Below are 21,527 nucleotides of genomic sequence, written 5' to 3'. Positions count from 1 at the left end.
GCCTGCGCTCCTTTCACCTGACGCACGGAACCGATGCGCAGGCGGTTCAACTAAATCCGCCACCTTCCGTTTCGTCACGATCGGAAACCTCAAGGAAACCTCAAATGCGTCTGGATTCGACTGTTTCCGCTCTAGGGGTGGCCGCGCGGAGAATAGGGGTCGGAGGCGGTGGAGAAGCCGCGTCGGCCGCTCGTTTAATGGCGGGGGAGCGGCCCTTTGGAGGTCCGCGCGAACCGATGACGCCCGCATCCGCGGGGCCTGGGTCGAGAGGGCACATGACGACGAACCTCACCGGGAAAGTGGCAGAGTTGTGCGAGTTGCGCGAGCTGGCGCGGCGTGGCCCCAGTGACCGGGCGACCGAGGCGCAGCACGCCAAGGGCAAGCTGACGGCCCGTGAGCGGATCGCGCTGCTGCTGGACGAGGGTTCCTTCCGGGAGGTCGAGCAGCTGCGCCGGCACCGGGCGACCGGGTTCGGCCTGGAGAACAAGAAGCCCTACACCGACGGTGTGATCACCGGCTGGGGCACGGTCGAGGGCCGCACGGTCTTCGTCTACGCGCACGACTTCCGCATCTTCGGCGGCGCCCTGGGCGAGGCCCACGCCACGAAGATCCACAAGATCATGGACATGGCCATCGCGGCCGGTGCCCCGCTGGTCTCCCTGAACGACGGCGCCGGCGCCCGCATCCAGGAGGGCGTCTCGGCGCTGGCGGGCTACGGCGGCATCTTCCAGCGCAACACCAAGGCCTCGGGCGTCATCCCGCAGATCTCGGTCATGCTGGGCCCCTGCGCCGGTGGCGCCGCCTACTCCCCGGCCCTCACGGACTTCGTGTTCATGGTCCGGGAGACCTCGCAGATGTTCATCACCGGCCCGGACGTGGTCCGCGCGGTGACCGGCGAGGAGATCACCCAGAACGGCCTCGGCGGCGCCGACGTGCACGCCGAGACCTCCGGCGTCGCGCACTTCGCGTACGACGACGAGGAGACCTGCATCTCCGAGGTCCGCTACCTGATCTCGATGCTGCCCTCCAACAACCGCGAGAACCCGCCCGTCCACGAGACGAGCGACCCGGCCGACCGCCGCAGCGAGGTCCTGCTGGACCTGGTGCCCGCCGACGGCAACCGCCCGTACGACATGCTCAAGGTCATCGAGGAGCTCGTCGACGAAGGCGACGTCCTGGAGATCCACGAGCGCTGGGCCCGCAACATCATCTGTGCCCTGGCGAGCCTGGACGGGCAGGTCGTGGGCATCGTCGCCAACCAGCCCGGGCATCTGGCCGGTGTCCTGGACATCGAGGCCTCCGAGAAGGCCGCGCGCTTCGTCCAGATGTGCGACGCCTTCAACATCCCGATCATCACGCTGCTGGACGTCCCCGGCTTCCTGCCGGGCGTCGACCAGGAACACGGCGGCATCATCCGCCACGGGGCCAAGCTGCTGTACGCGTACTGCAACGCCACCGTCCCGCGGATCTCGCTGATCCTGCGCAAGGCGTACGGCGGCGCGTACATCGTCATGGACTCGCAGTCCATCGGCGCCGACATCACCTACGCGTGGCCGACCAACGAGATCGCCGTGATGGGCGCCGAGGGTGCGGCCAACGTCATCTTCCGCAAGCAGATCGCGGACGCCGAAGACCCCGAGGCCATGCGCGTGCGCATGGTCAAGGAGTACAAGGCCGAACTGATGCACCCGTACTACGCGGCCGAGCGCGGCCTCGTCGACGACGTCATCGACCCCGCCGAGACCCGCGAGGTGCTCATCAGCGCCCTCGCGATGCTCCGCAACAAGCACGCCGATCTGCCGCAGCGCAAGCACGGCAACCCCCCGATGTGACCCCGCCACACCCTGGAAAGGCACTGATCGCACCATGACCGCCCAGCCCAACGGAGTGACTCCGCCGCTGCCGCCGACCGAGACCGACCGGACGCTCCACTTCGCCGGTCAGGCCACGTTCGGCCGCGTCCCCCGCCTGGACCAGGTGGAGAAGGCGGACATCGCCGTGGTCGGGATCCCGTACGACGGCGGCGTCACGTACCGCCCCGGAGCGCGCTTCGGCGGCAACGCCATTCGCGAGGCCTCGCGCACCCTGCGCCCCTACAACCCGGCGCAGGACGTCTACCCGTACCACTTCAGCCAGGTCGCGGACGCCGGTGACATCAGCGCCAACCCGTTCGACGCGGGCGAGGCGGTGGAGACGATCGAGGCCGCCGCCGACGAGCTGCTCTCGGGCGGTGCCCGGCTGATGACGTTGGGCGGCGACCACACCGTCGCGCTGCCGCTGCTGCGCTCCGTGGCCAAGAAGCACGGCCCGGTGGCGGTCCTGCACTTCGACGCGCACCTGGACACCTGGGACGACTACTTCGGCCAGCAGTACACCCACGGCATGCCGTTCCGCCGGGCCGTGCAGGAGGGCGTCGTCGACACCTCGGCCCTCTGCCACGTCGGGACGCGCGGCCCGATCTACGGCAAGCAGGACCTCGACGACGACGCCAAGCTCGGCTTCGGCATCGTCACCTCGGCGGACGTGATGCGGCGCGGGGTGGACGAGATCGCCCAGCAGCTGCGCGAGCGGGTCGGCGACCGCCCCCTGTACATCTCCATCGACATCGACGTCCTGGACCCGGCGCACGCGCCCGGCACCGGCACGCCCGAGGCCGGCGGCATGACCTCCCGCGAGCTGCTGGAGATCCTGCGCGGCCTATCGGACTGCCACCTGGTCTCCGCCGACATCGTGGAGGTCGCGCCGGCGTACGACCACGCGGGAATTACCTCGATTGCCGCGTCCCACGCCGCGTACGAGCTGATCACCATCATGTCCAAGCAGATAGCCCCGGTCCGCTGGGGGCTGACGCAGTAGCCGCCGTGCTCGCACGCGTGAATTAACCCGGCCGGCCGGTCGCTTGGCCGGCCGGCCGGGTCATTACCGTATTCATGCCTGGGTCGGCATGCAAGATGAGTGGGTGTTTAGCAAAATCCCGCGAAATCTTGTGCCGAGCGCGGACGGGAATTGAACCAGTGCGGTCATGTCCCCGAATTCCGGGCCAATGCCCTGCCCGGATCCGGGCAGCGAAGGAGTGATTCCGGCACCGGTTAACGCCTGTCCCCAGACCATGGCACGTAGCGGGCGCTCAGGTCATCCTTTCGTTCATTGAGTTCATGCCGGTCGTGCTCCGGGGCGGGCGTAGGGCACGTTGTCCTTGAGCACGTGCCAGATCGCGGTGATGATCGAGTGCTCGATGGCGACCAGTGCCTCGATCGGCCGCGGCGAGCGGTCAGCGCGGGGCGTTGTACGGCGAGCCGCCCGACTCCGGAGTGCGGCCGTGTGTTCTCAGCAGTACGGCGCGGGCCTGCTGAGCGTGGCCCCTGGACCTCCTGCCCGGGGCTGCGCCACGCAGGCGGGGACGCCCGCGCTCGGGGCCGGAGCGGGCGCGGCCCTGCCTGAGTCGGCGGCAACGGCGTGACAGAGCCCGGCCGGGGTGACTACGGGCTCGGCCGGGCTCTGCGTGCGTGGGGTACCGCTTGCGCTCAGAAGACGTCGTCGAGCAGGTCCCTCTCGTTACGGAGCAGGTCCTCCTCGCGGCGCCGCTCCCTCTCCTCAGGGCTCTGGCCGCGGGAAGGGGCGCCGGGAGCGGGGTGGACCGGGTCCTGACCGGGCCGCTGGGGGGCGCCGCTGTTCCTCGCGGCCCTTGCACGCTTCCTGGCGCTTGTCCTGCTGACCGCCTATGACGGCGGCTCCTCGATGTGTGGGGTTCGTACTTCGCCCTCCCGAGCTGACGCGAGTCACCGTCGAGCCGGACGACCACGGGCTCGGGCGCTCGCGCGGCGGACCAGCAAGCTGCACCTGGCCGACGAACAGGGCCAGAGGCCCATGTCCATCGTCATCACAGCCGGGCAGCGGGGCGATTCCCCGCAGTTCGAGCCTGTCCTGAACGAGATCACTGTCGCGCTCCTTGGGCCGGGCAGGCCGCGGACCCGGCCAGGTCGCGAGCGCGCCGACAAGGCGTAAGTCTCCCGGAAGAATCGTGCTTGCTTGCTTGCGGCGGCGGGGGATCCGCTGCACCATCCCGGACGAGGTAGACCAGGCCCGCAACCGCAAGAACCGCGGCTCGCGCGGCGGACGGCCGCCGAAGTTCGACCCGCAGGACTACAAGGCCCGGCACGCGGTCGAGTGCGGCATCAACCGCCTCTAGAGGCACCGGGCCGTGGCCACGAGGTACGACAAGCTCGAGGTCCGCTACGAGGCGATCGTCCTCGTCGCGGCCATCGACGAGTGGCTGTGAGCAGCATCTTCGCGAATGTCCTGGTGGCCCTTCACCGATCCTCCGCCTCGAATGCCTGGGCGACGGCCAGGCTGTCCTCGTAGACGTGGTGCCGGGTGACAAGGCCGTCTTCGACGGTGAGGTGCAGAGCGAACCGCGCGTGATACGCACGTCCGGTGGGTCGGGCGGTCTGACGGATCTCGCCGAGCACGACCGCGTCGCTTCCGTCGATGAGGATGCGCTCGACCTCAGTCGCCACGCACTCCGGCACGTGGTGCTCCGCAAGCTCGCGATAGTGGGCGGCTGCGTCGGCCCGGGTGGACCTGTGACGGATCCACGGCGTGGCAGTACGGCCGTGCTCGGCCTCCGGCCAGTCGAGCTTCCAATCGCCTTGCTCGGCATACAGCTCGGCGATGCGCTCGGGGTCGCCCTCGCCGATTCGGCGCAGCAACTCCGCAACCACAGTTGCCGTGTTCGTAGGTTCGGCTATGGACATGGCTGACCTCTCCGTCCCGGTCCGCGTCTTCCGACGCGGGGAGATCACCAAGCCTGCCAGCGCAGGCACGCCGAGACGATTACCTCTGAAGTAAGGCGCCCGCACACGCCGGGACCGCCGTTCACCAACACGACCGACCAACCGGCCGTCATGCTCAGCACTTTCGCCCCCGACCTGTCCGTGCAGCATTTCCGAGACCTGCAGGACATGATCATCGGCGGCCAGACGCTGACCCCGCAGGCTCAACCGCGCACGATGAGGCGCAACGCCCCCAACCTGCCGCCGGCTTGGCCCTCAACATCACGCTCTTCCTCGCCGCGGGCGTCACCACCTGGCTGGCGACGACACGGCTATGACTTCGGGTAGGGCCAGTGGTCGGCTGGTGGCCATTTGGAGTGGGGGCGGGGGCTGGCGCACACGGGGGGAGGGCGCCAGCCCCCGGTGGAGGGCCGCCGGATACGGGGCGATGTGTCGGCGGCCGTGGTCTGCGGAGCCCCAGACGCCTCGACTGCTCGGGGCAGGCCGAACGGGTGGGGCAGCGGTTGAACTGTAAAGCATGTGTCTCGCGGAGGCACATTCCGGGGCGGCGGACGAGGCCGGAGGCCCCCTCGTGGCCCAGGGCCGACGGTTCGCACCGTACGCAGGACCGGTCGTCGCGGCCCAGGATGTCGATGCGGTGGCTGGGCGGTGTTCGGCATCCGGGGCTATCGCCGTGGCGGCGGAGCGCGGAGCGCGGAGCGCGGTGTGCGGCATGTGGTCGGTGAGCACCGGTGGCCGGCCGCCGTGGTTGCCCTTGCGGGCAGCGGAGTTCCTGCGGATCGCTGGACGGTCCAGGCGTACCGGCCTGCGGGGTCGTTCACCCGGTCGGTGTTTCGGCGATCCACTGGGCGAGGGAGAGCAGGGTGGTTTCGACGCTGTTCGTCATGTAGTCGCGCAGGGCGTCGAGGTCGCCGCGGGTGGTGCCAAGAACAGGGTCGAGGCGTAGGAGTTGCCAGGACTGCTCGACGATGGTTCCACGTCCTTGGGGGTGGCAGGTCCAGCTCCATTGCACGATGCCGTCCTCGGCACCGCCGACCACGAAGGCGAAGGCGGCGCCGGGGTCGGCCCGTACGACCTGGGAGCGGGTGGTCCACTGCTTGCCGTCCTTGTGGTTGCGGCCGCTGAACCAGGCCCCGACCCGGGGGCCGACGCCCTGGTCGAACGTGACGTCGCTCGCGTTGGGGCTCCAGCGCCCGATGGCGGACACGTCACTGACCAGGTCGTAGACCTGGGCGGGCACGGCAGCGACCCAGGCGCGCCGCGTGAAGCTGAAATCCGATGCGTCCAGGACCTCGAAGAGGTCGTGTTCGCTGGTGGTGGCGCTGGCGCTCAAGGTGTCCTCCTGGAGAGGTGGGATGGGGCCATGTCGGCGACGCCCACGTCACCACCGCTCCCGCCGGGGAGCCAGACCCGCTGGTGCCTATCCGTGCCAGGGTCAGGCTGTGCGGTGACACCCGGCCCATACTCGGATCCATGAACGGAAAAGTGCGGCTCGGGGAGTTCCTGCAGACGCGGCGCTCCCAGCTGCAACCGGAGGATCTCGGTATACCCGGCTACGGGGAGCGGCGCCGTGTGCCGGGTCTTCGACGCGAGGAACTGGCCTCGCTGGCGGGTGTCAGCGTCTCCTACTACACCCGGCTGGAACAGGGTCAGTCGCTCAACGCCTCACCACAGGTGCTGGACGCGATCGCCCGTGCCCTGCGGCTGGAGGAGGCCGAGCGCCTGCACTTGCACAACCTGGCCCGGTCGTCGGCCACGGGCCCTGGCCGACGACCCGCCCCGGAGCGGGTGACGGAGGCGACCGGCCAGCTGCTGGAGGCGCTGGCCCACGTCCCGGCGATCGTGACCGGCCGCCGCAGTGACGTCCTGGCATGGAACCGGCTGGGCCACGCGCTGCTCGCCGGGCACCTGGACCCGGGCGCCCCGGACCGGTCGGCGGAGCGGCCCAACATGGCCCGGCTGGTGTTTCTCGACGCGCACACCCGTGACCTGTACGTCGACTGGCCGGCCAAGGCCAGGGCCGTGGTGGGGAATCTGCGCCTGGTAGCGGGCCGACACCCGGACGACACCGCGCTCCACGCGCTCGTGGGTGAACTGAGCGCGAAGAGCTCCGACTTCGCCACGATGTGGGCCGACCACCGCGTCACGGCGTGCGCCGTCGCGACCTACGAGATGCGGCACCCGCTGGTCGGCCCGCTGACCGTCACCCAACAGACCCTGAGCCAGGGCTTGGGCCCGGACCAGGGGCAGAACATCGTGGTCGCCACCACCGAGGCCGACTCGCCCGCGCGGACCACGCTGGCCCTGCTCGACCAGGTCACCCCGCAGCACGACCCGGCGCGACAGGGAATCCGGGCCGGCTCCGGCTGACCCGGCACACACCACCAGACGCCGCGCAGAGATCCGCGAGCCTCCCAAGCCAACCCCCAACCCCCAACCCCTCAACCCCTCAACCCCTCAACCCCTCAACCCCTCAACCCAAATTCCGCGCGTCGGCGCACCGCTGCCGCATGCCCGAAAACAGTGAAGGAACCATGTTCAAGAACAAGTTCACGTTGTCCAAGACCGCCGCGGCAGCCGTCGTACTGACCGCGGCAGCGGTCGTCGGGGCCACCCCCGGCGTCGCGTCGGCCGTCTCGGCCCCGCTGAGCTGCGCGCGCATCGCCGCGCACTTCGACCTGGCCCGGCACCAGACGCCCGAGAACATCGCATTGGCTCCCGACGGCAGTTCGTACGTCACTTTCGCCGCCGCCCGCCAAGTAGCCCACGTCACCCCCGGGGGATCCACCCGGATCCTGGCCACCCTGCCCGCACCCGCCGACGGCGGCATCCACACCCCGGTACTGGGTTTCGCCCTGACCACCGGCATCGTCCGCGCGCACGACGGCACTCTGTACTTCCTGTACGCCACCGGCACCGCCGACCTGACCGGCCTGTGGCGCCTGCGCCCCGGCGGCACCCCGCAGCGCATCGCAGAACTGCCCGCGGTCGGCCTGCCCAACGGCCTGGCCCTGGACCCGCGCACCCGGACCCTCTACATCACCGACTCCGTCCTTGGCACCATCTCGAGCGTGCCCACCGCGGGCGGCACCCCCCACACGTGGTCCACCGCCCCCGAACTGTCCTCCACCGGATTCCTCGGCGCCAACGGGCTGAAGATCCGGGGCGGGGCGCTGTGGGTCACCAACCTCGACCGGGGCACCGTCCTGCGCATACCCGTCCTGCGGGACGGTAGCGCCGGCCCGGTCCAGACCCGGGCCACCGGCCTGGCCGGGATCGACGACTTCGCCTTCACCGGCCACGGCGACCAGATCCTGGCCGCCCTCAACGGCCCCGGCGAGGTCGCCCTCGTCCAGCCCGACGGCACCCACTCCACCGTCCTGACCGCTGCCGACGGCCTGCAGAACCCCACCTCCATCGCCCTGCGCGGCGACACCGCCTACGTCCTGAGCGCCGCGTACGTCACGGCGAAGGACCCCAATCTCCTCCTGGCCCACCTCAACGACTAGGGCCTGGGTGATGTCGTGATCATTCTTGGGTTCGAGGGGGTGATCTGGCGGTTCCGGTCCAGTGGCCAGTGGCGGGAGGCGCCTGCGGAGTTCGGCCCGTTGGCCACTGTCTACGGAGGCTTCCGCGTGTGGCGGGACGCCGGTGTGTTCACGGCGCTGTGGGAGGGCCTGATCGCGGAGGGTGCGCGGGTGGGCGGAGCGGATTTGTCGCTGGTGAGCGTGGACTCCACCACGGTCCGCGCTCACGACGACGCGGCGGGGATGCGCGTCGGCAGGCACCTCATGGAGGCCCTGGAGGAAGCCGCGCGGGAGCAGGTGACGGCCCGGCAGAAGAGGGGTGGCGCGGAGGAACCGAACGGACAGGCCGAGCGTCGGCGCATCCGGCGCAGACGCAGGCTCCGTCTGAAGGAAGCCCTGCTCGGCAGGTCCCGGGGCGGACTCACCAGCAAGGCTGCCAACCGCAAGAAGAAGGGCGCACGAGGTGGCCGACCGTTCAGCCTTGATCAACAAGCTGAAGGCCTGGCGAGGCATCGCCACCCGCTGCGACAAGAGCCCGGACAGCTACCTCGCCGGACTCCACCTCCGCGCCGCCGTGATCTGGATCGACGACCTGATCAAGACCACCGACTGATCACGACATCGCACAGGGCCCTAGGGGGACGGGACGGCTCCTGGAACTCGTCCGCTTCGAGCTCCGGCCCGACAGGCGGACCTCGCAATTGCCCTGCACGAGCCGGTGAACGTGGCACCGGTCGACCACGTCCCGGGGGCGTGCCGCCCAGCATGCTGTTCCGGCAGTGCGACCGGGCGGGCACCGAAGGAACCCCCGTCACCGCAGAACGCTTCTATGCTTCTACGAAACTGTCGGTCGTCGGGGCCTGGGTGCCGCGCAACCGGCGGCGCTTGACCAGTAGGACAACGGTGCGTGTGAGGACCATGGCCAGGGCCATGAACACGAAGGCGTTCGAGTAGACGTCCTGTCCGCTCAGCTTGTTCTCGATGCTGAACAGGATGACATCCTGCGCGAACCAGTGCTCGGAACCGTAGGCGAACAGCACGCGGGAGGCGGACATCAAGGTCCAGACGATCGCGTAGGCGATGCCGCCCCTGGTGTAGACGTTACCGTCGGAGCCTCGGTGGGCGGGCAGCAGAGCCGCGGCGATCAGGCCACAGATGACTCCCGCACCGATACCGGCCAGTTGGAGCCAGGGGTCGTTTCCGCCCAGGGGGAGCGTGTGGACGAAGAGCGCGATGATGATCGCGATCGCGATGATCGAGCGCAGCAGCCGCATGTTGGTGATCTGGCGGGTACCCAGGTCGGTGGACAGGATGATGATCAGGATCACCCCGCTGGCGATCAAGGCGGTCAGGAACGGGCTCATGGGGCAACCCCTCGTTTCGATGAGTACGGGGGCGCTTTGCGGCTCTCCCGGATCTTCCACTCCAAGGCTAGGGAGCGGGAGGGGTGGACCTGGACAATCGACTGATGGACCGGCTGTCCACCGACCGGTGGACACGTGCGATCGGCGGGTGCGGCGTAGCTGAAACGCAGGGTGGCTCCGAGCTTCCTCGAGTACACGTGTCACCCAGCACCGCCGGTCCGTTCTGGGAACGGGTGCGCTTGTGGACACTGGGTGGGCGTCAGCCTGGTTGGGGCGGTTGTGCCTGCGTTCGCCGACCATTGGTTCTGATCATGGCTGTCATGGAGTGATCGAGCTGCTTGCCGTAAGAAGCGCATCTCCGCGGTTGCTGGCTGCCGTGGACGTGACTGTTCCGGTGCACGGCCCGTCGGTGTGGTGGGGAGGAGCTTGGGCCCTGCTCGATTCTCCTTCGGCTGCGACTCCTGACGGTAGGGCAGCGGTTCCCTTTCGTGGGCGGCACGCGCCCGTCCCCGGTTGGCTCCCGTCGCCCGCCATGGCATGACGTTGCGATGAGGTACCGCCGGAGGGTGACACGCGGGATGACCCGCCTCCCCTTTGAGGGCCGTGTCGCGTCCCGTATGGCCTGGCCGCCGGGCAGGGCGGGAAGGACACAGCCTGACCTGCGTACGACGACGGGTCGGACGGCAGACTCCGTGCGGGCCCGTCGCGATGAGCGCGAGCCGCTCGGAGGGGGTGTTCTAGGTCCCGTACCCGGAGCGGTTGCGGGAGCAGTTCGAGGGGGGTGATTTGGCGGTTCCGGTCCAGTGGCCAGTGGCCAGCGGCGGGAGATGCCCGCCGAGTGCGGTCCCTGGCCCACTGTCTACGGAGGCTTCCGCGTGTGGCGGGACGCCGGTGTGTTCACGGCGCTGTTGGAGGGCCTGATCGCCGAGGGTGCGCGCGGGTGGGCAGAGCGGATCTGTCGCTGGTGAGCGTGGACTCCACCACGGTCCGCGCTCACGACGACGCCGCGGGGATGCGCGTCAGCAGGCACCTCATGAAGCCCTGGAAGAAGCCGCGCAGGAGCAGGTGACGGCCCGGCAAAAGGGGCGGCGCGGTCGCCGCGGATAAGGCGTACTCGTTTCGCGGCAACCGCGACTACCTGCGCACACGCGGAATCAAGACCGTCATCCCGGAGAAGCGGGACCAGGCCGCCAACCGCAAGAGGAAGGGCGCACGAGGTGGCCGACCCTTCAGCCGCGAAGCCGATCTCTGCAAGGAACGGAACACCGTCGAGCGCCTGATCGACAAGCTGAAGGCCTGGCGAGGCATCGCGACCCGCTCCGACAAGAGCCCGGACAGCTACCTCGCCGGCCTCCACCTCTACGCCGCCGTGATCTGGATCGACGACCTGGTGAAAACCGCCGACTGATCACGACATCACACAGGCCCTAGATCACCACCAGGACCGTGCTGACGAGCACGCTTCCGACGATGTTGTAGCCGCCCGAGATGAGCGCGTACTGAAGCGGGCGGGGGAAGTTGGGGTTGATGGCGATGGTGACCGTGTTCGCCGCCAGGTACCCGATGCCGACGACCAGGCCGAACACCAGGGCGTCCGCCCATGAGTCGATCTTCAGCACCGCCATCAGGAACGCACTGGTGAGAGTGACCACCAGCGAGGTCAGCGGCGGGCCGGCGAAGAAGAGGGGAGAGGCCACCGGCTTCTCCGACGCATCCCGCCCCAGCGAGATGTTGTAGGGCTTGCTGAACAGGAACGCGAACCACACGCCTCCCAGCAGGACCAAGGCGATGAAGGCGGCCAGGACGCCGGCCCAGTTCACATCGCCCAGAACGTTGAACATGCTTGATTCCTCTTTCTCCGTTGATCCTCGATTGACAGGCCTGATGGAGCCGGGCGGCCGGCGCCGGACCCATCGCGTCCGGCGCGCGGCGCCGGATCAGGACGGCGGTCCGATCCGGCGGTGTCGGCAGGTCAGCTCGACTTCTGCCCGTCGAGCGCCTCCCGCAGGATGTCCGCGTGCCCGGCGTGCTGGGCGGTCTCGGCGATGAGGTGCGTCAGCACCCGGCGAACGCTGCGCACGGCCCCCGGCTCGTTCCACGGCGCCTCCGGCAGCCGGTGCGTGGCCGACAGGTCGGGAGCAGCGGAGATGATCTCCACGGTCCGCTCGGCGACCTGCTCGTAGCGCTGGAGGATGCCGGTCAGCGTCTCGCCGGGTAGCACTTCGAAGCCGTTCCGGTGGTCGATCGCCCACTGCGGGTACTCACGGGCGGTGCCCGCCGCGAAGTCTTCCCAGGTCACCCCTTCGGGCAGGTCGTAGCGCATCGCTGACGGGCCCTCGGCCACGAAGCGCATCCATTCGTCCTCCATGGACGCGACATGCTTGACCAGACCTCCCAGGCACAGGGCGCTGGCCGTCGGGCGTTCGCCCGCCTGCTCGTCGCTGAGCCCCCGGATGGTGGTGAGCAGGGCGGATCGCGCGGCCCTGAGCTGGTCGAGCAGGTCGGCCCGCTCGTCGTCGAGGGTCGGGGACGTTGCGGTGGTGGTCATCGTCTTCAGGTCCTTCCGGTTGTTCTCGGGTACGGGACGACGATCACAGGGGAAGCGGCCAGGGAGTGTCCGCTTCTCGGGGCACCATGGAGGCATGCCGAAGACCTCAGCGCGACTGCTGTCACTGCTCTCGCTGCTCCAGGCGCGCCGCGACTGGCCGAGCGCGCTCCTGGCGGAGCGCCTCGACGTCAGCCCGCGCACCGTACGCCGTGATGTCGACCGGCTGAGGGAGCTCGGCTATCCCATCGTTGCCTTCAAGGGACCCGACGGTGGGTACCGGCTCGACGCGGGTACGGAGCTGCCCCCGCTGCTGTTCGACGACGAGCAGGCCGTCGCCCTCGCGATCGCACTCCAGATCGCCACCACCACCGGTGCCGGCATCGAGGAAGCCGCGATGCGGGCGCTGACCACCGTCCGGCAGGTCATGCCCGCCCGGCTGCGCAGACGCGTCGATGTCCTCCAGGTCACCGCCGTCGAGCGGCCCGCACCACAACCCGACCCGCAGGTGGCGAGCGGTGCGCTCATGACGCTCAGTGCCGCCGTCCATGCCCGCGAAGTGCTGCGCTTCGACTACGCCCCCGCCTCCCCACTGGGAGCCGACGGCCATGACCCCGCCGCAACTCCACCGCGCCGGGTGCAGCCCCACCACCTCGTCACGTGGGGCGGACGCTGGTACCTCCTCGCCTGGGACCTCGACCGCGAGGACTGGCGCACTTTCCGCGCCGACCGGATCACCCCGCGCATCCCTACGGGGCCCCGCTTCACCCCACACGAACTGCCCGGAGGCGATGTGGCCGCCTTCGTGGCCGGCAAGTTCCGGGGCTCCGATGGCTCCGACGACTGGCCTTGCCGCGGAGAGGTGATCCTCCACATGCCCGCCGCCGCCGTCTCCCGCCACACCCGCGACGGCATCGTTGAGGAACTCGGCCGCGACCGCTGCCGGCTCGTCCTGGGCTCCTGGTCATGGCCCGCCTTGGCCGCCGCCTTCGGCCGCTTCGACGCCGACATCGAGGTCGTCGGCCCGCCCGAACTCGCGGACGCCTTTGCCCACCTGGCCCGCCGCTACGCCAACGCCGCGACCGCCACGCCGAAACCGGTCCAATGAGCCACGCGTAGGTCGACCACGACTGGCCCACGGTCTTCTCGCTCCCTCAATTCCTCGCCCTGGGTCGGTTCTCGGCCTCGGCGTTCCCAGAGGTCAGGACGAGGATGCGCATCCGGGGGGGTGTCTCTATGTCCTTCGTCAAGGACGTGGTGCCTGGTATGCGGGTGTTTGGGGTGGTCATGCGGCGAGAGTGACGTCGGGGGTCCGGGATTCGTAGAAGGTGCCGTCGCGGAGCATGGCGAACAGGACGCTGATGCGTTGGCGGGCGAGTCGGAGGAGGGCCTGGGTGTGGGTTTTGCCGCGGGCTCTTTGCCGGTCGTAGTAGGCGCGGGATGCCGGGTCGGCGTTCATGCAGGCGAAGGCGGAGAGGAACATTGCGCGTTTGAGCTGCCGATTTCCGCCTCGTGGTGCGTGCTCACCATGAATCGAGGTTCCCGACGACCTGGTCGTGGGGGCGAGGCCGGCGTAGGAGGCGAGGTGGGCGGCACTGGCGAAGCCAGTGCCGTCGCCGACGGTGACCAGCAGGACGGCGGCGGTCCTGACTCCGACTCCCGGCATCGAAGTCAGGACCTGGTGAAGAGGGTGGGCCTCCAGCAGGCTGTTGATCTGGGCTTCCAGGGCCCGGCGCTGGTCGTGGACCGCGGCCAGCGAGCGGGCCAGCGACGGGATAACCACGTCGAGGGTGCCGGTTCCCGGGACCACTACGGTCTGCTCGTCGAGGGCGTCGAAGACGTCGTCGATCAGCCGGGCGGCCATGCGCGGGGCCTTGGGCCGGATCACCTCGACGAGTCTGCGACGGCCGGCCTTCCGTAGTGCGGCCGGGGATCCGTAGCGCTCGAGGAGCCAGGTGACGGCGGCGTGGTCCAGGCGCGGGCCCAGCACCCGCTCGAGACTGGGGTGGAACTGGGTCAGCAGCCCGCGGATCCGGTTGGAGGTGCGGGTGGCCTCGGCCGCGAGGTCCTGGTCGAAGCCAGTCAGCACCGTGAGCTCGGCGGTGATCTCGTCGGTCAGCTCCAGCGACCGCAGAGTGTGAGGCATCGTCCGGGCCGCGTCCGCGATCACCGCCGCGTCCTTCGCGTCGGTTTTCGCCTCTCCCGGATAGAGGTCGGCGATCCGTCGCATGGCCAGTCCGGGCAGGTAGGCGACCTCGCAGCCCGCATCGCGGGCGACGGTCAGGGGCAGGGCGCCGATCGAGGCGGGCTGGTCCACGATCACCAGGACAGTGCCGAACTTGGCCTTGAGTTTATCGAAGACGGCCCGCAGCTTCGGTTCGCTGTTGGGCATCGGCTTGTCGAAGACCTTCTTCCCGGCCGGGGTGAGCCCGTGGCCGTGGTGGGCGGTCTTGCCGACGTCCAACCCGAGGAAGACGCCTATGCCTTCGGTGTCGAACATCGCACCCTCTCCAGCTCGTTGAACGTGCCGGCCTCGGCAGTGGCACCGTGCTCGCGCATCCACGTTATGCAGACCTGCCGCCCGCGAACTGCCCGGCATTACGCCGGACCGGGCGGTGGCCGGACCTCTCATCAGCGTCTCCGACGGCACCCCACGAGCCCGGCGACACCACCCCCCAGGTCATCCGTTCGACAGAGGGGACACAGTCATACCGGGCCCGGAGGCCAGCAGCCCCATTGCAGGACCGCGAAAAACATAACGGGGGCTGCCGCCCCGTCGACGCGCGGGCGCACCCGTGCGAACAGGTGCACGACCGACACTGGCGTCGATGATCACTTGCCCGCGGTCACGGCCTTGAGTTCCTCCAGCGAGGCGCGGACGAGGCGCGCGAGATCCTGCTGGTCGGGCTCGTTGATCCAGCGTCCGAACGCGACCTTGAAGGCGGCGACACCGGCCTCGGCGGCCAGGATCGCGGCCGGGTCGGCGACGCCGCGTCGGCGCAGTGCCTCGGCCAGGGCGGAGACGAGGGAAGCGAGTTTGATCAGTTCGCGCTCCTGGAGCTCGGTGTTCGCGTCGATGACGGCCTGGCGCTGTCGGGCGAGTTCACGGCGTTCCGCGAACAGGCCGCAGGCACTCCCCAGTGCCGCGGCCACCGCGTCGATCGGCGCCGCCGCATCGGGGACGTCGTCGAGGGCGGTCACGAGGGACTCCCGCAGCGGGTTCGCGTGGGGGAACAGGACCTCGCGCTTGTCGGCGAAGTGCCGGAAGAAGGTCCGTTCCGTCAGCCCCGCCCGCTCGGCAATCTCTTTCGCGGTGGCCTGTTCGAACCCGCGCTCGCCGTACAGCTCAAGTGCTGCCTGCTCCAGCCGTCCACGTGCGTCTGGCTTCCATCGACCCATGTGACCGATCCTACGTGATGACAGTGACTGACGTCAGATGTACTCTCGATGTCAGTCACTGTCATCGCCATGTTGCTGTGAAATCTCGCGGCAAGGGTGAGTGGCCCGTCAAGGAGGTCTTTCACATGCGCGTTTTCGTCACCGGTGCGTCCGGCTGGATCGGCTCCGCCGTCGTACCCGCGCTCATCGGCGCGGGCCATCAGGTCGCCGGGCTCGCCCGCTCTGACGCCTCAGCCGCCACCCTGGCCTCGGCCGGGGCCGAGGCGGTCCGCGGCACTCTCGACGACCTCGACGTCCTGCGCGGCGCGGCTGCCGCATCGGACGGCGTGATCCACCTCGCCTTCAAACACGACATCGCCTTCTCGGGGGACTTCCGGGGCGCCGCCGAAGCGGACCGCCGCGGCGTCCAGGCGATCGGCGAGGCGCTCGCGGGTACGGGCCGGCCGTTCGTCATCGCTGCCGGGACGCCCGCGGAGCCCGGACGCGTGGCAACCGAAGACGACGGGCACGGCCTCGACCCGGCCCAGGCCGCCGGCCCGCAGGCCCGCGCCGCCACCTCCGAGTGGGCGCTCTCCCTGGCCTCCCGCGGCGTTCGCTCCTCCGTCGTGCGCCTGCCCCGGACCGTCCACGGCGACGGGGACCCCGGCTTCATCGCGGCTCTCGTCCGAATCGCCCGCGACAAGGGAGTCTCCGGCTATTTCGGCGACGGAACCAACCGCTGGCCCGCAGTGCACCGCCTTGATGCCGCGCACCTGTTCCACCTCGCGCTGGAGAAGGCGCCCGCGGGATCGACGCTGCACGCCGTCGCAGACGAAGGCGTTCCTCTCCGTGACATCGCCGAGGTCATCGGGCGCCACCTCAACCTGCCCGTGGCACCCGTCTCTCCTGAGGGTGCAGCCGAGCACTTCGCTTGGCTGGCCCCCGTCCTCGCGGCCGACCAGCCGGCCTCCAGCACGCTCACCCGCGAGCTGACGGGATGGCAGCCGACACAGTCGGACCTCATCGGAGATCTGGACCAAGACCACTACTTCGACTGAACAGCTGCTGCGCGGGCGGCAATCCTGCGTCCGGCCCGCCGGCGCACGCCCCAACACGCCGCAAGGGGGTGCCGGGCGAGGGCCGACTGCGGCGTCCCCTGCCCACTTGGACCCTGCCCGCTGGCTCGGCACTTCCAGCCTGAGCGGGCAGGTTCAGGTTCCCGCGCCGTTGAGGAACCTCTTCCCGTCTACCCCTGTACTGCACGGGAGTTTCGGGAGGGCAGGGCTGCCAACGCTCGCAGTCCGCGCCGGCCGGGCCGTCGCCGCCTCCGGTGATGCTCGCCCTCTGGGAGCGGGACTCCCTCTCCGTACGGGACCTGGGCGCCGCGCTCCAGCTGGAGTCCAGCACGCTCTCCCCGCTGCTCAAGCACCTCGAAGCAAACGGCATGGTCCTGCTCGAGCGGCGCGTGGACGACGAGCGCTCGGTCGCCGTGCGTCTCACCGAGGCTGGTGCGGCCCCTTCAGGGCAAGGCGCGGACCGTCCCGCTCGCCATCGGCGATGCGATGAACCTGACTCCGGAACAGGAACCCACCGCCAGATACCTGCTCCGCCTGATCACGGCGAACGTCACCGCAGGGGAGTGCCGCTCATGACCTCGGCCGCCGGGTCTTGCCGAGCACGCACTCCGCCGGTACCGAACACCACAGTCAGACCGACTTGTTCACCCCGCCGCTGGGCAGCTTCTCGACCGCCTCGCAGATCACGATGCCCTCGGTGATCGGCAACGGTCCCTCGTGGTCGATCCACCCCGCCCGGCCGGTCAACCGGGGTTGGAGCCGGTCCCACGCCAGCGGGGTCGCGGTCCCGTACCGGTCGGTGTTGGTGACAGTCACCGCGGTGACCTCGCCCCAGGTCTCGGGCCGCCCGAAGATGAACTCACCACCGTGCTCGGGCGGGTGTCCACCCAGTGCGGTGTGGCTTGCGCGGCCCGATGACCGGGGTGAGCGAGGGCGCGGCCCGGGCGGCACGCTCCCTCACCCAGGCCACCGACATCTGGGCCGGCGTTACGCGTATCTCCTCGGCGACGGCCAGGACGGCATCTACGACGGCGGTCTTCTGGTCGGTGCTCTGCGTGTGGACGACTGCCCCCAGGCCGGTGAGGTGCCCGGCCGCAGCGTCAGCCCGTGGCAGTCGCCAGGAGAAGGTCCTCGTAGATCGTCGGGTCGTCGGATTCGATCACCGGGAAGCCGACGCCGTAGGAGCCTTCCCAGCGCACGTCGATCCCGGGGTTGGCCCAGTCGCTGCCGTCGGGCAGGAACAGGTGCGGGCTGCAACTGACCGCCTCGGTACGGGCGACCGCGGTCTGGCCGGAGAGGTTGCTGCGGGCACGGCCGTCGTCCAGGGCCTCCGCCAGCGCCGTCACGTCGACGACGCCGGTCTGCGCGGCCACGTCCAGGATGACCTTGCGGTGGCTCACGGACCGCGACTCGGCCCAGAACGCCTTCCGCAGGCCGAGGTCGAGCTGTTCGGACGCCGCGAAGGACTGCTCCTTGGCGGCCTGGATCGCCTCCAGCGCGGGCAGCATGGTGGAGGGGTAGAGCCAGTCCTTGGCCTGCCAGAGCTGCCAGCCGGCCGCCGGCTCCAGGCTGGCCATCCGGCCCACCTCGCTGTCGGTTCCGGGGCGGGGGCTGGGCGCGTCGTTGAGGAGCTCAAGGGGGAAGGCCCGCAGGTCGAAGCTGACTCGGGTGTCGAGCTCGAGCCGCTTGCGCGTGGCGTGCAGACGGTGGATGGCGATGTGCGCGAACGAACACCAGATGTCCGAGAAGACGGTGATGATGCCCGGCGGAGGTGTCAGGGATGCGGTGGTCAACGGTGGCTCCGAGGGGTGTCGAGGAAGTGGTGGAATGGTGGTTCAGGGCTCAGCAGTTGCTGAGGTTCGAGAGCTCAACGGTGGCTGAGGGTCGAGGGCCCGGACAGTCAGGGGGCGGCTCGGGCGCCGTGCGCGTCCAAGGCGGCTTCGAGGTCGACGTCCGCGCCCGGGAGCCATGCCGGCAGGAACGGGATGCGGGCCATGGCCTCCATCAGGGAGGTGACCATCCGGCCCTCCACCGTCGGCCCGTGGGCGGACAGCAGCCGGGCGGGGGAGAGGGAGGACACCGCCTGGACGGTGCGGCGGAACTTCTCCGCGTCGACGAGGGCCGTCCACGGGGCGATCGCCCGGTTCAGGACGTCGAAGCCCTCGAAGAATTCCTTCACGTCGGCGTCACCGACGTGCTGCACGGTTTCAGGTACGACGGTGCCGAAACTGTCCGAGCTGAAAAGCGTGCCGGCCCCGTGGTCGAACACCGCGAGCGTGCCCGGCGAGTCGAACGTGGGCGGCCGGTGGAAGCTGACAGTCCGGTCACCGATCGATATCCGGCTCCCGGAGTTCACCGTCACCACCCGCTCACGCGGGATCTCGAACTCCTCGGACAGCCGGGTGAGCGATATCCCGTTCGTGACGACCTTGGCGCCGGGAGCGCGGTCGAGTATCCGCGCCAGGCTCCCGGTGTGGTCCCGGTCGTCATGGGTGATGGCGATCCACCGCAGGTCGGCGGGGTCCACCAGGGACCACAGGGCCTCTTCGAACGCGTCCCGGTCCACGGGCATGCCCGTGTCCACCAGCATCGGCTGCTCACCGCGCAGCAGGTAGGCGTTGACCGGTTGCAGGCCCGAGTCGGGTATCGGCAGTGCAGAGGGCAGGGCGTGCAGTTCGGGCCCTACGGCGTAGGTCTCCACGAGGAACAGCCTTCTCTCTCAGGGGCATACGAGCGCGAGCTCAGACGAGTTGGATGGCCAGCGATCCGGCGAGCAGCAGGCCGAGTCCCGTCAGACGCGGCACGCTCAGCACCCGGGTCGGCAGCCGGAACATGCCCCGGTGGTCGATCAGGGCGGAGGTCAGCTGCTGGCCGGTCACGGTCAGCCCGACGGTCACCGCGGCGCCGATCTCGGGGATCAGCAGGAACGTTCCGGTGACGTAGCCCGCGGCGCACGCTCCGCCGAGCCAGCCCCACCAGGGCATCGCCTTCAGCGGGGCCAACTGCGGCTTGGGGGTCTTGCCGGTCAGGCGCAGCACCAGCAGGACGACGGAGATGGTGAGCGTGGCCACCGTGAAGCTGAAGGCTGCCACCGTGATCGGGGCGCCCAGACCATGCCGGAGCTCGGCGTTGACCGCGCCCTGAACCGGGAGCACACCGCCGGCGACGATGCCGAGGGCGATCCATCCGATCCGGCCAGGGCCCGACATCGTCGGGGCTCCGGGCGGGGCGGTCGCCCGCTGCCCCCGGATGATCACGATGATGCCCGCGAGGACCGCGAGGGCGCCGAGCGCGATGCCCGGGCTCAGGCCCTTCTTCTCCAGCCCGAGGAAGCCGCCCAGGTCGAGGACCAAGGAGGAGAACATCTGCCCCGTGACGAACAACCCGACCGAGGCCAGGGCTCCCAGCCGGGGGAAGAGCAGGATGCCGCTCGTGATGTAGAGGGGGCTGGCCAGGCCGCCCAGTAGATGCCACCACTCGACGCCGGGGAGCTTCCCGAGTGCGCCGAGCGACCCGGTCACTGCCGCCAGGACCACCAGGAGTCCGGCGGCCACGCCCAGTTGCACCGTGGAGGCGCCGTAGGGGGTTCCCACGGCCTTGTTCAGTTGCAGGTTGACCGACGCCTGGACGGCCAGGAGGCACCCAACCAGGAGGGCTGCCGCGAGCAGCGCAGCGTTCATCTCGTTCTCCCACGTTAAATGGACGATCGTCTCACTTAACCTAGACTAGGAGCTGCTAAACGGACAAGCCGTCCACTTAGGGTTTCGGGAAGTAAGGTGACCCGCATGAGCAACGGCGACGAGCATCCCGCCCCGCAGGTAGTCCTCCGCAGTGATCTCCAGGCGGCACCCCGAGGCGCCACCGCGCCCCGGCAGCGCGCCGACGCGGTGCGCAATCGCGCACAGATCCTCTCCGCCGCCGAACTGCTCTTCACTACGCACGATCCGAGCACCGTGACGATGGAGCAGATCGCGAAGGCCGCGGGCGTCGGCCGCGCGACCCTCTACCGCTCGTTCCCCGACCCGCCCTCGGTCGCCACCGCCCTCTTGGACGAGCACGAACGCCACCTACAGGGGCAGATGATCTACGGCCCCCCGCCGCTGGGGCCGGGGGCACCCCCCGCCGAACGACTGGCCGCGTTCTACATCGCCTACCTGGACCTGATCCGGCGGCATCTGCCCCTCGCGTTGGGCGCGGAAACCGGGTCCGCCCGCTACGCCACCGGCGCCTACGGTTTCTGGCGCCTCCATGTGCGCACCCTGCTCGTCGCCGGCGGATCCCAGGACCCCGACGCGCTTGCCGACATCGCCCTCGGCCCCTTGGCCCCGCAGCTCTACCACCATCAGCACAACACCCTGGGCATCCCCCACGAGCGCATCGCCCAGGCCCTCTCCGTGTTCGCCCGGCGCCTCCTGGACCCCGGCCGACCCTGAACCCGGACTGCCCACCACCAGGCCGCCGACGAGGCGAAACACCGAACTCCGGCGGGAGAACTACATGGCTCGCCTCCCGGAGTACTGCTCTACGGGTGACGTGATGGGCCAAGCTGACCAGAGGTCGAACCGGGGAGCGTCCTCCGAATCCTCAGTCGGATGCTCTCCTCGTGGGCTATCCGCCCGGCGACCGGATGCATGCGGCATCCGCCCTGGGGGCCGTCGGGAGCGACCAGTGGGCGCCTTGATCGACTCCGGGCTGTCCGACCTCTTGCGACGCCGCCTCTCGTCACTTCCCTTCGGTGACCGGTCCCGGCATCGCCGCTCCCCCTCTCCAGCATTCGCACGCCCTTGTGCAAGGTGCACCGCACGTGCGTACGTGCGCACGTCGCGTTCGGCGGAGATCTTTAA

The 21,527-nt window shown here is 69.7% G+C and carries 19 protein-coding genes and 3 pseudogenes; 11 read left to right on the top strand and 11 right to left on the bottom strand.

Features of this window, described 5'->3' with window-relative positions; all coding sequences use genetic code 11:
- The first annotated feature begins 275 nt into the window (after nt 1-275).
- The 3 genes from OG386_RS02225 (at nt 276) to OG386_RS02215 (ending at nt 4,189) form a co-directional block, all read left to right on the top strand.
- Nucleotides 276-1,832, top strand: a complete 1,557-nt coding sequence (locus OG386_RS02225; protein ID WP_328786482.1) for an acyl-CoA carboxylase subunit beta — start codon at nt 276-278, stop codon at nt 1,830-1,832.
- Nucleotides 1,833-1,866: 34 nt separating this feature from the next.
- Complete coding sequence (gene speB, locus OG386_RS02220; RefSeq protein WP_327387938.1) at nt 1,867-2,856, top strand: agmatinase; 990 nt, start codon at nt 1,867-1,869, stop codon at nt 2,854-2,856.
- 1,165 nt (nt 2,857-4,021) lie between these two features.
- Nucleotides 4,022-4,189 carry a hypothetical protein gene (locus OG386_RS02215; protein ID WP_328786481.1) on the top strand — a complete coding sequence of 56 codons (168 nt, stop codon included), beginning with the start codon at nt 4,022-4,024 and terminating at the stop codon, nt 4,187-4,189.
- Between the two features lie 121 nt (nt 4,190-4,310).
- Here the strand turns inward: OG386_RS02215 and OG386_RS02210 are convergent, their stop codons facing one another.
- Complete coding sequence (locus tag OG386_RS02210) at nt 4,311-4,754, bottom strand: nuclear transport factor 2 family protein (RefSeq protein WP_328786480.1); 444 nt, start codon at nt 4,752-4,754, stop codon at nt 4,311-4,313.
- An 856-nt stretch (nt 4,755-5,610) separates the two neighbouring features.
- Nucleotides 5,611-6,126: an SRPBCC family protein gene (locus OG386_RS02200; protein ID WP_328786479.1), complete on the bottom strand. Its 516-nt coding sequence runs from the start codon at nt 6,124-6,126 to the stop codon at nt 5,611-5,613.
- Between the two features lie 140 nt (nt 6,127-6,266).
- Here OG386_RS02200 and OG386_RS02195 point away from each other — a divergent pair, with 140 nt between their 5' ends.
- The 3 genes and pseudogenes from OG386_RS02195 to OG386_RS02185 all read left to right on the top strand — a co-directional run.
- A complete protein-coding gene (locus OG386_RS02195; protein ID WP_328786478.1) occupies nt 6,267-7,163 on the top strand; it encodes a helix-turn-helix domain-containing protein in 897 nt (298 codons plus the stop codon).
- A gap of 164 nt (nt 7,164-7,327) precedes the next feature.
- Nucleotides 7,328-8,302 carry an SMP-30/gluconolactonase/LRE family protein gene (locus OG386_RS02190; RefSeq protein WP_328786477.1) on the top strand — a complete coding sequence of 325 codons (975 nt, stop codon included), beginning with the start codon at nt 7,328-7,330 and terminating at the stop codon, nt 8,300-8,302.
- A 30-nt stretch (nt 8,303-8,332) separates the two neighbouring features.
- Nucleotides 8,333-8,867, top strand: a pseudogene (locus OG386_RS02185) (transposase); the annotation flags it as partial.
- Between the two features lie 280 nt (nt 8,868-9,147).
- Here the strand turns inward: OG386_RS02185 and OG386_RS02180 are convergent.
- The gene (locus OG386_RS02180; protein WP_327387944.1) at nt 9,148-9,684 is read right to left on the bottom strand and encodes a hypothetical protein; all 537 of its coding nucleotides are present in this window, start codon (nt 9,682-9,684) and stop codon (nt 9,148-9,150) included.
- A 744-nt stretch (nt 9,685-10,428) separates the two neighbouring features.
- On the opposite strand from OG386_RS02180, the pseudogene OG386_RS02175 reads away from it, so the two are divergent.
- Nucleotides 10,429-11,092 (top strand): annotated as a pseudogene (locus OG386_RS02175) (transposase); the annotation flags it as partial.
- A 19-nt stretch (nt 11,093-11,111) separates the two neighbouring features.
- Here the strand turns inward: OG386_RS02175 and OG386_RS02170 are convergent.
- Nucleotides 11,112-11,525 (bottom strand): DUF1761 domain-containing protein, encoded by a 414-nt coding sequence (locus OG386_RS02170; RefSeq protein ID WP_328786476.1) that lies wholly within the window; start codon nt 11,523-11,525, stop codon nt 11,112-11,114.
- 131 nt (nt 11,526-11,656) lie between these two features.
- Nucleotides 11,657-12,232, bottom strand: a complete 576-nt coding sequence (locus OG386_RS02165; RefSeq protein WP_328786475.1) for a DinB family protein — start codon at nt 12,230-12,232, stop codon at nt 11,657-11,659.
- Nucleotides 12,233-12,326: 94 nt separating this feature from the next.
- Here OG386_RS02165 and OG386_RS02160 point away from each other — a divergent pair, with 94 nt between their 5' ends.
- On the top strand, nt 12,327-13,337 hold the full coding sequence (locus OG386_RS02160) for a helix-turn-helix transcriptional regulator (RefSeq protein ID WP_328786474.1): 1,011 nt from the start codon (nt 12,327-12,329) through the stop codon (nt 13,335-13,337).
- A 177-nt stretch (nt 13,338-13,514) separates the two neighbouring features.
- Here OG386_RS02160 and OG386_RS02155 read toward each other — a convergent pair whose 3' ends face one another.
- Entirely contained in the window at nt 13,515-14,729 is a 1,215-nt protein-coding gene (locus OG386_RS02155) for an IS110 family transposase (protein ID WP_328786473.1), read from the bottom strand.
- Between the two features lie 332 nt (nt 14,730-15,061).
- Nucleotides 15,062-15,628: a TetR family transcriptional regulator gene (locus tag OG386_RS02150; protein WP_328786472.1), complete on the bottom strand. Its 567-nt coding sequence runs from the start codon at nt 15,626-15,628 to the stop codon at nt 15,062-15,064.
- A 125-nt stretch (nt 15,629-15,753) separates the two neighbouring features.
- On the opposite strand from OG386_RS02150, the gene OG386_RS02145 reads away from it, so the two are divergent.
- Both OG386_RS02145 and OG386_RS02140 read left to right on the top strand, forming a co-directional pair.
- A complete protein-coding gene (locus OG386_RS02145; RefSeq protein ID WP_328786471.1) occupies nt 15,754-16,665 on the top strand; it encodes an SDR family oxidoreductase in 912 nt (303 codons plus the stop codon).
- A 272-nt stretch (nt 16,666-16,937) separates the two neighbouring features.
- Nucleotides 16,938-17,259: pseudogene (locus OG386_RS02140) on the top strand (MarR family winged helix-turn-helix transcriptional regulator); the annotation flags it as partial.
- Nucleotides 17,260-17,313: 54 nt separating this feature from the next.
- On the opposite strand, the gene OG386_RS02135 reads toward OG386_RS02140, so the two are convergent.
- From OG386_RS02135 to OG386_RS02120, 4 genes are all read right to left on the bottom strand, one after another.
- Nucleotides 17,314-17,499: a hypothetical protein gene (locus OG386_RS02135; protein ID WP_405790445.1), complete on the bottom strand. Its 186-nt coding sequence runs from the start codon at nt 17,497-17,499 to the stop codon at nt 17,314-17,316.
- 284 nt (nt 17,500-17,783) lie between these two features.
- The gene (locus OG386_RS02130; protein ID WP_328786470.1) at nt 17,784-18,476 is read right to left on the bottom strand and encodes a DsbA family oxidoreductase; all 693 of its coding nucleotides are present in this window, start codon (nt 18,474-18,476) and stop codon (nt 17,784-17,786) included.
- 107 nt (nt 18,477-18,583) lie between these two features.
- Nucleotides 18,584-19,384: an MBL fold metallo-hydrolase gene (locus OG386_RS02125; RefSeq protein WP_328786469.1), complete on the bottom strand. Its 801-nt coding sequence runs from the start codon at nt 19,382-19,384 to the stop codon at nt 18,584-18,586.
- 40 nt (nt 19,385-19,424) lie between these two features.
- Nucleotides 19,425-20,363 (bottom strand): DMT family transporter, encoded by a 939-nt coding sequence (locus OG386_RS02120; protein WP_328786468.1) that lies wholly within the window; start codon nt 20,361-20,363, stop codon nt 19,425-19,427.
- A 105-nt stretch (nt 20,364-20,468) separates the two neighbouring features.
- On the opposite strand from OG386_RS02120, the gene OG386_RS02115 reads away from it, so the two are divergent.
- Nucleotides 20,469-21,116, top strand: coding sequence for a TetR/AcrR family transcriptional regulator (locus tag OG386_RS02115; RefSeq protein WP_328786467.1), 648 nt, complete (start codon nt 20,469-20,471; stop codon nt 21,114-21,116).
- Nucleotides 21,117-21,527: the final 411 nt, after the last annotated feature.

Origin of the sequence: Streptomyces sp. NBC_00273, from assembly GCF_036178145.1 — a bacterium.
In the GTDB taxonomy this organism is placed as follows: Bacteria; Actinomycetota; Actinomycetes; order Streptomycetales; family Streptomycetaceae; genus Streptomyces.
Note: the sequence above shows the minus strand (reverse complement) of the source record. Positions and strands in the feature narration are given on the sequence as shown.